This window comes from Flavobacterium dankookense (genome assembly GCF_004362665.1).
GTDB lineage: Bacteria > Bacteroidota > Bacteroidia > Flavobacteriales > Flavobacteriaceae > Flavobacterium > Flavobacterium dankookense.
Genome location: NZ_SNXR01000018.1, coordinates 35,323 through 47,439, shown reverse-complemented (window position 1 = coordinate 47,439; position 12,117 = coordinate 35,323). Strand labels below are relative to the sequence as shown.

Genomic DNA, 12,117 nt, shown 5'->3' with positions numbered 1-12,117 from the left:
CATCATGGCAAATTTGCAACAATCGGCTTCAGGAAAAAAAGACGGAGATATTAGATATCTTACTCCTTTAAATATTGACACGAACAAAACTAAAAAATATTGTCGTTTCAAAAAATCAGGAATCAAATACATCGATTATAAAGATGCTGATTTCCTTTTAAAATTTGTTAACGAACAAGGTAAAATTTTACCTCGTCGTTTAACAGGAACTTCATTGAAGTACCAAAGAAAAGTGTCAGTAGCTGTTAAAAGAGCTCGTCACTTAGCATTAATGCCTTACGTGGCTGATTTATTAAAATAATATAAACATATAGTTGTTGCCTCGCCATTGGCGGGCTAACTTCTCTAATAAAGGACAACAACATGGAACTTATCTTAAAACAAGACGTTCAGAATTTAGGATTTAAAGACGATGTAGTAACAGTAAAAAACGGTTACGGTCGTAATTATTTAATTCCACAAGGTTTTGCTACTTTAGCAACGCCTTCTGCTAAAAAAGTTTTAGCTGAAAATTTAAAACAAAAAGCACACAAAGAAGCAAAAATTGTTGATGATGCTAAAAAAATAGCTGAAGCTTTAAAAGCTTTAGATATTAAAATCACTGCAAAAGCTGGTGGAGAAAAATTATTTGGTTCAATTACTAACATCGATATCGCTTCGGCTTTAGAAACTGCTGGTCAACCAATTGATAGAAAATTCATCACAAGCGGTGTTGTAAAACGTACAGGTAAATATACTGCTACTGTGAGATTACACAGAGAAGTAGTTGTTGAATTACCTTATGAAATCGTTGCTGAAGTTTAATATTTCAACATACAAAATTAAAAGTCCCGATGTAAGTCGGGATTTTTTTATATAATTAATTAGCATGAAATACAAAAGACTAACAAAAGAACAGTTTGAAGCATTGCACCAGGAATTTAGTAATTTCCTAGCAACACAATCAATAGATAAAGCAGAATGGGATAAAATCAAAACAGATAAACCCGAAGTTGCCGAGCAGGAATTAGATGTTTTCTCCGATTTGATTTGGGAAGGCGTTTTGAAGAACGCAAATTATCTGGAACATTTCTCTAAAAATTATATTTTTCTTTTCCATTGTCAAGAAAAATTAATCCAATCGATTGTTTTAAAATCATTAGTTTCTGATGTTGATTTTTTGCAAAAAGAGGGATTGCAATGGTTGAGCGATAAATTATTTACAGACACAGTCGAAATACATTTAGGCAAAAAAGAATATGAACAAGAACGAAATACAGCAATTTTTGACTTGATTTCCCAAGGAGCAATTCTTAGCGATGGACAGTTATATTTACAAATAAATGGAATAATTCAGTCGTAAAAAATACTCTTTTTAAAAAAATATTGGCTATTTTAGTGCACACATTTTGTAACTATAATAGCCAATTTCTTTTATGGATATTCCAAAAATCATTCAGGATTTACGTAACGAACTCAATCAGCATAATCATAATTATTATGTGTTGGACAATCCTTCAATATCTGACTTTGAATTTGATCAAAAACTAAAACAACTTCAAGAGTTAGAAAAACAACATCCTGAATTTTTTGATGAAAATTCTCCAACACAGCGAGTTGGTGGAGCAATTACCAAAAATTTCCAAACTGTTGTCCACGATTATAGAATGTATTCTTTGGATAATTCTTATTCTAAAGAAGATTTAATTGATTGGGAAAATAGAATTCAAAAAGTTTTAGGAAACGTTCCGTTACAATATACTTGTGAATTGAAATATGATGGCGCTTCAATTTCTATTACTTATGAAAATGGCAAATTAAAGCGAGCGGTTACTCGTGGTGATGGTTTTCAAGGCGATGATGTTACCACAAACATAAAAACTATAAAATCTATTCCTTTGCAATTGAAAGGAAATTTTCCTGAACGATTTGACATTCGTGGCGAAATTATTTTGCCTTTTGAAGGTTTTGAGAAAATGAACCAGGAATTGATTGAAATTGGGGAAACGCCTTATTCAAATCCGAGAAACACAGCATCTGGAAGTTTGAAGTTGCAAGACAGTAGTGAAGTTGGAAAACGACCATTAGAATGTTTACTTTATTTTATAGTTGGAAATAATCTTGGAATTTCGTCTCAATTTGAAAGTTTAGAAGCCGCGAGAGATTGGGGTTTTAAAGTGCCAAAGGAATCAAAAATGGCTAATAATTTGAATGAAGTTTTTGATTTTATTGATTATTGGGATAAACATCGTCACGATTTACCATACGAAACGGATGGAGTAGTTGTAAAAGTAAATAGTTTTCAGCATCAAGATGAATTAGGTTATACGGCAAAATCGCCTCGTTGGGCAATGGCATATAAATTTAAAGCAGAGCAAGTTACTACCCGATTAAATTCGATTTCATATCAAGTTGGACGAACAGGTTCAATAACGCCTGTAGCTAATTTAGAACCTGTGCAATTGGCTGGAACAATTGTAAAGCGTGCTTCATTACATAATGCAGATCAAATTGAAAAATTAGACATTCGAATTGGTGATGAAGTTTTTGTTGAAAAAGGAGGTGAAATTATTCCAAAGATTATTGCCGTTGATTTAACAAAAAGAAATTCCATTTCAGAACCAACAAAATACATTACACATTGTCCGGAATGCCATTCGGAATTGGAACGAAAAGAAGGCGAAGCTAATCATTATTGTCCAAATTTTTATGGTTGTCCACCACAAATCATAGGTAGAATTCAGCATTATATTTCACGAAAAGCAATGGATATTGAAGGTCTTGGTGGAGAAACTGTCGCTTTGTTATTCAATAATAATTTGGTTAAAGATTATTCGAATTTATATCAATTAACCGTTGAAGATATTCTTCCACTTGAACGTATGGCGCAGAAATCGGCAGAAAATTTGGTGAATGGTGTTCAGAAATCAAAAGAAATACCTTTTGAGCGTGTACTTTATGCCATAGGAATTCGATATGTTGGAGAAACCGTTGCAAAAAAATTAGCCAAACATTACAAATCTATTGACGCTATAAAAAATGCTTCTTTGATGGATTTGATTTTAGTTGATGAAATAGGAGAGAAGATTGCGCAAAGTGTTATTGAATTTTTCGAAAATGAAGAGAATGTGGTAATTATCGAGCGTTTAAAACAATTTGGTGTTCAGTTTGAACTAATTGAAAAATACAATCCAAATACTACAGATAAACTATCAGGAAAAACATTCGTGGTTTCTGGTGTTTTCTCAAAATTCTCTCGTGATGATTTAAAAAAAGCTATAGAAGATAATGGTGGAAAAGTTGGAAGTTCTATTTCGGCGAAGACCGATTTTGTGATTGCAGGTGAAAATATGGGACCAGCAAAATTAGAAAAAGCAACTCAATTGAAGGTTTCTATTATTTCTGAAGATGATTTTATTGAAATAATAAAATAGTTTGCTATCTTCGAACCTAATATTTTAGAAATGAATATGATAACCAATAAAACAATTGTAGAGAATGAAAGACAGTAAGCCTTCTTTATACTTGTTTTTTATAGCTAGTATTCTTGTTATTTTGGCACGAATATTTGATTTTGAAAAAGTAGATTGGCTTTTGAAACCAACTATTATTCCTGCTATTTTATATTATTATTTGCAAACAAAAACTTCAAAAACCAACTATTTATTATTGTTAGTATTTTTATTTTTTTTCATTGGAGACATGATTATTTTGATGTTTCCAAATGGTAAATTAGATTGGGTTTTATTGTCGTTTGCTTTTGGATATGTGCTCTTGCTTTATACTGTAATCAAAGACTTTAGGTTTGTAAAGTTTAAGAAAATAATTATTTTTTACACATCAATTGTTGCCTTTTTTTTGTTACTTTTATTAAATGAAATATTAGATTTACCTGTTGAAGCAATTATAAAAAATCATGTAACTTTTTTAGTGTATGGAATATTACTTATCATAATCGCAACAATTTCGATTTTTAATTATTTGGTGAATCCAAACATAAATTCATTAAATTTGTTTAGTATGTCATTGTGTTTTTTAATTTCAGATTTGTTTTATTGTTTCGATAAGTTTGTTTTTAGTTCATTTTTGTTTGACATATTTAATTTAGCAACACAGTTTTTGTCCTATTTCTTTATGGTTAAGTTCTTCACCACAAGAAGTAGTTTAAGTATAAATTCAATTTATATTAAAAATGGGTAATAGCACATATTTTAATAAAATGATAAAACATAAGTTGGCAAATGCTTTGTTGACCGCCTTTTTTATTGTCGCTTTTATTGAAATTATTGCTGAAATTAATGGAGATAAATCGTTAATATGGTTCACAAAGCCACTTTTGATGCCGTTGCTAATTTTGTATTATTTAAAACGTTCTCACTCTAGTAATATTTACTTCATTATTGCATTGATTTTTAGCTGGATAGCAAATATGTTTTTTATTGCAAATACTTATCAATGGATACTGTATGGTTCAGTATTTTTTTTAATATATAGATTTTTAATTATTTATATTGTTGTAAAAAAAGTAAAAACACCAGGTTTACTGCCTTCGGTTATCGGAAGTTTACCATTTGTGTTTATATATTTTAGTGTGTGCTTTTTCACCTTTAAAGAGTTAGGAAATGATATTTATATATTTCTTTTGCATGGTGTTTTTGTTACAATTCTTGGTGGTTTGAGTTTGGGGAATTATATTTTATCTACAAGTAAATCAAACTTTTATCTGTTCTTAAGTACAATGCTATTTGCAATTACACAATTTGTTTTCATTTTAAAATTATTTTATTCAAATGGAAACTTGTTTCACGCTTTAGCAATGGTAATGTTTGTTTTTGGACAATTTTTCTTGACAAAGTTTATCTTTTTAACTGAGAAAAACAGATACAACAAGTATGAAATAATCAATGATTTAAAAGATAGTGCTACTTAATATGATGAAATCTACAAAAAATAATAGCATTGTCAGAATTGTAACTTTTCTTTTTTTTGGATTAGCATTAATCGAAGTAATAAGCGAGTTTTACATCTACAAACCTTTAATTTTAGTATTCAAACCTTTAATTCCATTGGCTTTAATTTTACTCTATGTAATTGAAAGTAAGAAAAGAGATTTGCTTTTTGTTATTATAATGTCATTGTCTTTATTGACTAATTTGTTGTTTATTCCCGATACTACAGTATGTCTTTTTTATGCTCTAATAGTCTTTACAATTCACAGGATATTAATAGTTTATCTAATTTTTAAACTTAATAAAATTAAAGACACTGTGCCAATTGTTATTGCAACAGCACCTTTTTTAATTGTTTTTTTCTATCTTTTTTTTGAAACACCTTTTATTCCAGACAATAATTTTGCATTATTAATTCTTCAAAATTTGCTCATTTCTCTTTTTGCAGGAATTTCACTTTCAAGTTATGTAATGAATGACAACAAACAAAATTCAATTTTATTGATTAGCGCATTACTTTTTGTAATGTTGCAGTTTGTGATATTTATCGAAAAATATTATCTCAAGAATGAGTACCAAGAAGTGTTACGACCGTTAGCGATGACATTAAACGCTTTGGCATTTTTTTCTTTTTACAAGTATGTTATTGAAGCAGAAAAATTAAATGACAATTGATTTTCCTTCTGCAATTTTTGATTTGTCATTGTCAAAAAAGAAATCAATTTTACCTAGATTTAATCCATAACAACCAACCTGATTAACGATAACATCTTTTCCTTCACTATTTTTCACAACGGTGGGTTTGTCTAAAAAAGTATGAGTATGTCCGCCAATTATTAAGTCAATATTTTTAGTGAGCGAAGCTAATTTTAAATCGCTAATTTTTTGCTCATCATTTTTATATTGATAACCCAAATGCGAAAGACAAATTATTAAATCGCACTTTTTTTCTTCTTTTAAAATCCTTGACAAATCTTGTGCAATTTCGAGAGGATTGTTATAAATTGTTTCTTTGTAATTATTTTTATCAACTAAACCTTCAAGTTGTATACCAAGACCAAAAACACCAACTTTAATTCCACCTTTATTGATTATTTTGTAAGGTTTAATTATACCATTTAAAATAGTGTTTTTAAAATCATAATTAGCATTTACAAATTCAAAACTAGCATTTGGTAATTGAGCAAAAAGACCATCAATACCATTATCAAAATCATGGTTTCCAATGGTAGCAATATCATATTTCATCATGCTCATTAGCTTAAATTCCAATTCGCCACCATAATAATTGAAATAAGGTGTTCCTTGAAAAATATCTCCAGCATCAAGCAATAAAACATTTTGATTTTCTTTTCGAATGTTTTCAATAATTGCTGCTCTACGTGCAACACCACCTAAATTTGGATTTTTTGGATGATTAGTTGGAAAAGGATCGATATAACTGTGAACATCGTTAGTGTGAAGTATAGTAATTTGCTTTTTTTCTAAAGTAGTAAAACTTGGTAATGAAATGCCACCAAGACCAATTAGAGCTGAGCTTAAAGCTGTTTTTTCTATAAATTCTCTTCTTTTCATTGTATTACTCTTTGTTGATTCTAATGTTAGTGTTGGCTTTTATTTCTTTGTTTGTTTTGAAATAATCAATCAAAACATTTCGTAACTTATAATCTAGATTGTATTTTTCAACTCCTTTTTGAAAAAAAGTCATGTTGTCGCCGCCATTGACAAGATAATCCGAAGTGACTACATAGTAGATTTTATTTTTTTCAAGCGGTTTGTTATTAACCAAAATCGATGTTGGGTTGTTATTTTTGTCAATAGTAAAACTCATTCCCGACAAAGGATGTGGTTTTTTTTCCGAAATAATATAGGAGACAATTTCTTCAATTTGTTCCGCTTTAAGTCCAACAACTATTGTAGTGTTTTCAAATGGCATAATCTCATAAGCTGTTCTTGAAGTTACATTTCCACTAGGAATTATGGAGCGAATTCCACCGTGATTTAGTAAACAAATATCGATTGACTTATTTTCTCTTTTCTCGAAAATAGGTTGTGTTTTTTCAAGGGTAATATCGGATAAAAAATTTCCAATTGGTGTTTGCCAAGTACCCGTTTTATCTAAAGTTTCTGGAGCAAATGATAAAACCTGACTTAAGTCTTTGTCTATACTTTCGCGATAGGGTTTTACAAAGTTTTCAATTTCAGTGCTTTCTGTTACTGAATTTTCAATACTTATTTTTTTGCCTTCAATTTTTGTGACGAAATACTTTTTTTCACCACAAGAAAGAAGCAAAGCAAATGTTAATATTAAAACAAATTGTTTTAATACAACGTTATAGTTTTTTAGTTTTACCATCGTAAATACTACTAATTTTAGTAAATTTGTAAATCAAGTAAAAGTACAATGTTTTTAAATCAAATCAAGGAACTACTAACAAAAAAAATTATTACCAATAGTTTATCAAATGTAAAACTTTCTGCCTCTGATGATAAGATAAAAACGGTTGGGATAATTTTCGACGAAAGTTATTTTTATGAAAAACAAGATTTAGTGAATGAATTAATTCAAAATGGAATTTTTGAAAGTGATATTAAAGTCTTGGTTTTCAAAAATGTAATTAAAAAAAATGAAACCTTTGATTATCCTGCATTTAGTTATAAAGATTTAAGTTGGAGTGGAAGTATTGAGCAAAAAGGAGTTCAAGAATTTATGAACGAACCATTTGATTTATTACTGAATTATTATGATACTGAAAAAGCAGCATTAATTTTAGCATCTCATCTATCAAAAGCTAGTTTTAAAGTTGGTTTTAGTACTATTGATAAGAGAATTAACCACTTTATGATTAATACCAACGCTGAAAATTATAAAGTTTTTATAGAAGAACTTTTCAAATATTTAAAAATACTTAATAAAATATAATATGCAATCACTAATTGGTACTGGCGTTGCGCTGGTAACACCTTTTAAAAAAGACTTTTCTGTTGATGTTGAAGCATTAAAACGAATTGTGAATTTTCAAATTGATAATGGAATTGACTATCTTGTAATTCTCGGAACAACTGCAGAAAGTGCAACACTCAATGAAGCTGAAAAGGAATTAGTAATTAAAACAATTGTTGAAGCAAATAACGGTAGATTGCCATTAGTGCTTGGTGTTGGCGGAAATAACACACAACATGTGATTGACGAATTGAAATCGAAAAATCTTTCTGATTTCGTAGCAATTCTTTCTGTTTCACCATATTACAACAAACCAACTCAAGAAGGAATTTATCAGCATTTTAAAGCAATTGCAGAAGTTTCGCCTCTGCCAATAATTTTATACAATGTTCCCGGAAGAACATCTAGTAATATGTTGCCAAAAACAGTTTTGCGATTAGCTAACGATTTTAAAAATATTGTAGCTATCAAAGAAGCTGCTGGAGATATTGTTCAAGCGATGACTTTGATTAAAGATAAACCAGCCGATTTCTTGGTTATTTCTGGTGATGATATGATTACTTTACCGATGGTTTTAGCTGGTGGTTCAGGTGTGATTTCGGTTATTGCGGAAGGTTTTCCAAAAGAATTTTCAGAAATGGTTCATCTTGGATTAAATAAAAAAGTTGAGGAAGCATATAAATTACATTATTTATTAGCTGACTCAATAAATATGATATTCGAACAAGGAAATCCAGCAGGAATAAAGGAGATTTTTAAAACATTAGGACTTTCTGAAAATACAGTCCGATTGCCACTAATTCCTGTTGACGATGAGCTTTCAGGACGCATAAAATCATTTGTTACAACAATTACAAAAATGTAGTAGCAAGTAGCTAAAAAAAATATTTTGTATTCCATAATTAATGACTAAATTTGCAGTTGCTTTTTAAAGTTCAAAATGTCTTTAAAATAGGCTGAAATATTAAATTAAATGAAGAAATTTTTTGTAATTATTGCCTTAGTTGTCTTTTTTTCGTCATGTAACGAATATCAAAAAGCAATGAAATCTGAGGACGTTTCGGTTAAATTCGATGTAGCAACAAAAATGTATGAAGCTGGAAAATATGGTAAAGCCATTCGTCTTTTTGAACAAATTGCGCCAGCTTACAAAGGAAAACCTTCAGCAGAAAAGATGTTTTATATGTATTCACAATCATTATACAAAACAAAACAATATTATTTAGCGGGTTATCAATTTGAAAGTTTTGCAGCTAGTTATCCAAAAAGTCAAAAAATTGAAGAATGCGCATTTCTCGGAGCAAAATGTTTCTCGAAATTATCTCCTGTTTATAGTTTAGATCAAGTTGATACCTTCAAAGCAATAGATAAGTTGCAGAGTTACATTGATGAGTATCCTGAATCTCCAAACTTGGCAGAAGCTAATTTATTAGTCAAGGAATTGAGAGAAAAACTTGAAAAGAAAGCATTTGAAATTGCGAAACAATACAACACAATTTCTGATCACAAATCAGCTATTGTTGCTTTGGATAATTTTGTAATTAATTATCCAGGAACTCCTTTCAAAGAAAAAGCTTTGTATTATAAATTAGATTCAGCATACAATTTAGCTATCAATAGCGTACCATCTAAGATGCAAGAACGTTTAGAAAATGCTAAAGTAGCTTATTCAAATTTGACAAAATTTAAAGCAGATACAGAATATAAAAAAACAGCTGACGAAATGTTAGCAAGAATTGAAAACGATTTAAAACAATTTTCTAAATAAACAAAGAGATGGATTTAAAAAAGACGAATGCACCAGTAAACACTATCACTTACAACAAAAGTCAAATAGAAGAACGTACTGGAAATGTCTATGAAGCAATCACTATCATGGCAAAAAGAGCTAATCAAATTAATTCTGAAATTAAAAAAGAATTGATTGAGAAACTAGAGGAATTTGCTACTTATAATGATAGTTTAGAAGAAATTTTTGAAAACAAAGAGCAAATAGAAGTTTCAAAATTTTATGAAAAATTACCAAAGCCACACGCTTTAGCTGTTCAAGAATGGCTTGATGACAAAATTTACTATAGAGATACAACTCAAGACTAATTATCGATGTCAGTTTTAAGCGGAAAAAAAATAGTACTAGGAGTTTCTGGTGGAATTGCCGCATATAAAACCGCAACATTAGTTAGATTATTTATAAAAGCAGGTGCACATGTCCAAGTGATAATGACACCTGCTTCTAAGGATTTTGTAACACCGCTTACTTTATCTACACTTTCAAAAAATCCTGTCTATTCCACTTTTTATAATGAAGATGATGACCCGAGCCATAATGGCGAACGGGCGAAGCAAAATACGCAATGGAATAATCATGTTGAATTAGGACTTTGGGCAGATTTGATGGTTATTGCTCCTGCAACTGCCAATACATTATCCAAAATGGCAAATGGAAATTGCGATAACTTATTAATTGCAACCTATTTATCTGCAAAATGCCCTATCTATTTTGCACCTGCAATGGATTTGGACATGTACAAACATCCTTCAACGATTTCTAGTTTTGAAACGTTAAAACAATTTGGGAATACTATAATTCCAGCTGAATCTGGTGAACTAGCAAGTGGTTTGTCTGGAGAAGGAAGAATGGCAGAACCAGAAAATATTATCTTGTTTTTAGAAAATGATTTAGAAAGCAAATTACCTTTAAAAGGAAAAAAAATACTCATTACTGCTGGTCCAACATACGAAGCAATTGATCCTGTTCGATTTATAGGCAATCATTCCTCTGGAAGAATGGGTTTTGATATTGCTAAAAGTGCAGCAAAACATGGCGCTCAAGTAATTTTAATTTCTGGACCAACACATTTACATATTGACGATTCTAACGTTACTTTAATTAGAGTAACGTCAGCTCAAGAGATGTATGATGCCTGTCATAATTATTTTGAAACAATTGATGTTGCTATTTGCGCAGCTGCTGTTGCTGATTATAAACCTAAAAATGTTGCAGAACAAAAGATAAAAAAGTCAGATACTGAGTTTACAATTGAGCTTGAAAAAACTAAAGATATACTAGCATCGTTGGGAAAAATAAAGAAATCACAATTTTTGATTGGCTTTGCTTTAGAAACTGAAAATGAAATTGAAAATGCTATGCTGAAAATTCAGAAAAAAAACTTAGATTTGATAGTTTTAAATTCGCTACAAGATGAAGGAGCAGGTTTTGGCAAACCAACTAATAAAGTGACTTTTATAGATAAAAACTTTGTAGTTGAGCCACAAGACCTAAAATCTAAAGAAGCTGTAGCCAATGATATTCTGAATAAAGTAATTTTACATTATGAAAAAAATAGTTAGTTTTTTACTTCTTTTCGTTGTTGGTATTAGTAATGCACAACAACTAAATTGTACTGTTCAGATAAATTCTGATAAAGTCGCAACAACTAATGCTCAATTATTTAGAAATCTTGAAATAGCAATTACTGAATTTGTAAACAAAACAGATTGGACAGGCGAGACATTGAAGCAACACGAAAAAATCAACTGTTCGATGGTAATTATTATCAATAGTTATTCTGAAACTAATTTTTCAGCTTCAATTCAAGTGCAATCTACTAGACCAGTTTTCAAGTCAACCTATGCTTCACCAGTCTTTAATTTCAATGATAATGACTTTAATTTTAAATATACTGAATTTGAGAACTTGTTGTTCAATCCAGCAACTTTTGATTCAAATTTAGTTTCGGTTTTATCCTTTTATAGCTACATGATTTTAGGTTTTGATGCGGATACTTTTGCTCTCAAATCAGGTACAAGTTGGTTTGAAGTTGCTCAACAAATTCTATCTGTTGCTCAACAAGGTGGTTACAAAGGTTGGAGTCAAGCAGATGGAAATCAAAACAGATTTTTTCTTGTTACAGATATTTTATCAGGAACATTCGATGCTTACAGAGAAACACTTTATTTATATCACAGAGAAGGACTTGACACTATGGCAACTGACTTAAAAGGAGGAAAAAATAAAATTTTCCAATCTATAGATAAAATAGCAGAAATTTATTCAGTTAGACCAAATGCCTTTCTGACAAGAACCTTTTTTGATGCTAAATCAGACGAAATTGTTTCAATCTTGTCAGGTGGACCAATTGTTTCAATATCAGAAGTTGTTGATAAGTTAAATAAAATTTCTCCAATCAATTCCAGTAAATGGGCATCAATTAAGTTATAAATTACTAAATTTACACTTAAACT

At 30.0% G+C, this 12,117-nt stretch carries 15 protein-coding genes; 13 read left to right on the top strand and 2 right to left on the bottom strand.

Annotation, left to right across the window (positions count from 1 at the left end; genetic code table 11):
* Positions 1-4 precede the first annotated feature (4 nt).
* The 7 genes from rpsR to BC748_RS13110 all read left to right on the top strand — a co-directional run bounded on the left by rpsR (position 5) and on the right by BC748_RS13110 (position 5,603).
* Entirely contained in the window at positions 5-301 is a 297-nt protein-coding gene (rpsR, locus tag BC748_RS13140) for a 30S ribosomal protein S18 (RefSeq protein WP_133533955.1), read from the top strand.
* Between the two features lie 62 nt (positions 302-363).
* Positions 364-804, top strand: a complete 441-nt coding sequence (rplI, locus tag BC748_RS13135; protein ID WP_133533954.1) for a 50S ribosomal protein L9 — start codon at positions 364-366, stop codon at positions 802-804.
* Between the two features lie 64 nt (positions 805-868).
* The gene (locus BC748_RS13130) at positions 869-1,342 is read left to right on the top strand and encodes a DUF6495 family protein (RefSeq protein WP_133533953.1); all 474 of its coding nucleotides are present in this window, start codon (positions 869-871) and stop codon (positions 1,340-1,342) included.
* 73 nt (positions 1,343-1,415) lie between these two features.
* On the top strand, positions 1,416-3,413 hold the full coding sequence (ligA, locus tag BC748_RS13125; protein WP_133533952.1) for an NAD-dependent DNA ligase LigA: 1,998 nt from the start codon (positions 1,416-1,418) through the stop codon (positions 3,411-3,413).
* 64 nt (positions 3,414-3,477) lie between these two features.
* Complete coding sequence (locus tag BC748_RS13120; protein WP_133533951.1) at positions 3,478-4,179, top strand: lysoplasmalogenase family protein; 702 nt, start codon at positions 3,478-3,480, stop codon at positions 4,177-4,179.
* Between the two features lie 19 nt (positions 4,180-4,198).
* The gene (locus BC748_RS13115; protein ID WP_162846476.1) at positions 4,199-4,909 is read left to right on the top strand and encodes a lysoplasmalogenase family protein; all 711 of its coding nucleotides are present in this window, start codon (positions 4,199-4,201) and stop codon (positions 4,907-4,909) included.
* Positions 4,910-4,913: 4 nt separating this feature from the next.
* Positions 4,914-5,603, top strand: a complete 690-nt coding sequence (locus BC748_RS13110; RefSeq protein WP_162846475.1) for a hypothetical protein — start codon at positions 4,914-4,916, stop codon at positions 5,601-5,603.
* Here the strand turns inward: BC748_RS13110 and BC748_RS13105 are convergent.
* Together BC748_RS13105 and BC748_RS13100 are read right to left on the bottom strand one after the other, a co-directional pair.
* The gene (locus BC748_RS13105; protein ID WP_133533948.1) at positions 5,589-6,503 is read right to left on the bottom strand and encodes a bifunctional metallophosphatase/5'-nucleotidase; all 915 of its coding nucleotides are present in this window, start codon (positions 6,501-6,503) and stop codon (positions 5,589-5,591) included. The two genes, BC748_RS13110 and BC748_RS13105, sit on opposite strands and share 15 nt — an antisense overlap.
* A 4-nt stretch (positions 6,504-6,507) precedes the next feature.
* Positions 6,508-7,284: a 5'-nucleotidase C-terminal domain-containing protein gene (locus tag BC748_RS13100; RefSeq protein ID WP_133533947.1), complete on the bottom strand. Its 777-nt coding sequence runs from the start codon at positions 7,282-7,284 to the stop codon at positions 6,508-6,510.
* Between the two features lie 48 nt (positions 7,285-7,332).
* On the opposite strand from BC748_RS13100, the gene BC748_RS13095 reads away from it, so the two are divergent.
* The 6 genes from BC748_RS13095 (at position 7,333) to porD (ending at position 12,094) form a co-directional block, all read left to right on the top strand.
* A complete protein-coding gene (locus BC748_RS13095) occupies positions 7,333-7,851 on the top strand; it encodes a DUF6913 domain-containing protein (protein ID WP_133533946.1) in 519 nt (172 codons plus the stop codon).
* A 1-nt stretch (position 7,852) separates the two neighbouring features.
* Positions 7,853-8,737, top strand: a complete 885-nt coding sequence (gene dapA, locus BC748_RS13090; RefSeq protein ID WP_133533945.1) for a 4-hydroxy-tetrahydrodipicolinate synthase — start codon at positions 7,853-7,855, stop codon at positions 8,735-8,737.
* Positions 8,738-8,845: 108 nt separating this feature from the next.
* Complete coding sequence (locus BC748_RS13085) at positions 8,846-9,640, top strand: outer membrane protein assembly factor BamD (RefSeq protein WP_133533944.1); 795 nt, start codon at positions 8,846-8,848, stop codon at positions 9,638-9,640.
* 8 nt (positions 9,641-9,648) lie between these two features.
* Entirely contained in the window at positions 9,649-9,969 is a 321-nt protein-coding gene (locus tag BC748_RS13080) for a DNA-directed RNA polymerase subunit omega (protein ID WP_133533943.1), read from the top strand.
* Between the two features lie 6 nt (positions 9,970-9,975).
* Complete coding sequence (gene coaBC / locus BC748_RS13075; RefSeq protein ID WP_133533942.1) at positions 9,976-11,223, top strand: bifunctional phosphopantothenoylcysteine decarboxylase/phosphopantothenate--cysteine ligase CoaBC; 1,248 nt, start codon at positions 9,976-9,978, stop codon at positions 11,221-11,223.
* Positions 11,207-12,094 (top strand): type IX secretion system protein PorD, encoded by an 888-nt coding sequence (porD, locus tag BC748_RS13070; protein WP_133533941.1) that lies wholly within the window; start codon positions 11,207-11,209, stop codon positions 12,092-12,094. Before coaBC ends, porD begins: the two co-directional genes overlap by 17 nt.
* Positions 12,095-12,117: the final 23 nt, after the last annotated feature.

Excerpts from the sequence above, each read along its gene's own strand:
- rpsR (WP_133533955.1), top strand. The coding sequence starts at position 5 with ATGGCAAATTTGCAACAATCGGCTTCAGGAAAAAAAGACGGAGATATT.
- rplI (WP_133533954.1), top strand. The coding sequence starts at position 364 with ATGGAACTTATCTTAAAACAAGACGTTCAGAATTTAGGATTTAAAGAC.
- BC748_RS13130 (WP_133533953.1), top strand. The coding sequence starts at position 869 with ATGAAATACAAAAGACTAACAAAAGAACAGTTTGAAGCATTGCACCAG.
- ligA (WP_133533952.1), top strand. The coding sequence starts at position 1,416 with ATGGATATTCCAAAAATCATTCAGGATTTACGTAACGAACTCAATCAG.
- BC748_RS13120 (WP_133533951.1), top strand. The coding sequence starts at position 3,478 with ATGAAAGACAGTAAGCCTTCTTTATACTTGTTTTTTATAGCTAGTATT.
- BC748_RS13115 (WP_162846476.1), top strand. The coding sequence starts at position 4,199 with ATGATAAAACATAAGTTGGCAAATGCTTTGTTGACCGCCTTTTTTATT.
- BC748_RS13110 (WP_162846475.1), top strand. The coding sequence starts at position 4,914 with ATGAAATCTACAAAAAATAATAGCATTGTCAGAATTGTAACTTTTCTT.
- BC748_RS13105 (WP_133533948.1), bottom strand. The coding sequence starts at position 6,503 with ATGAAAAGAAGAGAATTTATAGAAAAAACAGCTTTAAGCTCAGCTCTA.
- BC748_RS13100 (WP_133533947.1), bottom strand. The coding sequence starts at position 7,284 with ATGGTAAAACTAAAAAACTATAACGTTGTATTAAAACAATTTGTTTTA.
- BC748_RS13095 (WP_133533946.1), top strand. The coding sequence starts at position 7,333 with ATGTTTTTAAATCAAATCAAGGAACTACTAACAAAAAAAATTATTACC.
- dapA (WP_133533945.1), top strand. The coding sequence starts at position 7,853 with ATGCAATCACTAATTGGTACTGGCGTTGCGCTGGTAACACCTTTTAAA.
- BC748_RS13085 (WP_133533944.1), top strand. The coding sequence starts at position 8,846 with ATGAAGAAATTTTTTGTAATTATTGCCTTAGTTGTCTTTTTTTCGTCA.
- BC748_RS13080 (WP_133533943.1), top strand. The coding sequence starts at position 9,649 with ATGGATTTAAAAAAGACGAATGCACCAGTAAACACTATCACTTACAAC.
- coaBC (WP_133533942.1), top strand. The coding sequence starts at position 9,976 with ATGTCAGTTTTAAGCGGAAAAAAAATAGTACTAGGAGTTTCTGGTGGA.
- porD (WP_133533941.1), top strand. The coding sequence starts at position 11,207 with ATGAAAAAAATAGTTAGTTTTTTACTTCTTTTCGTTGTTGGTATTAGT.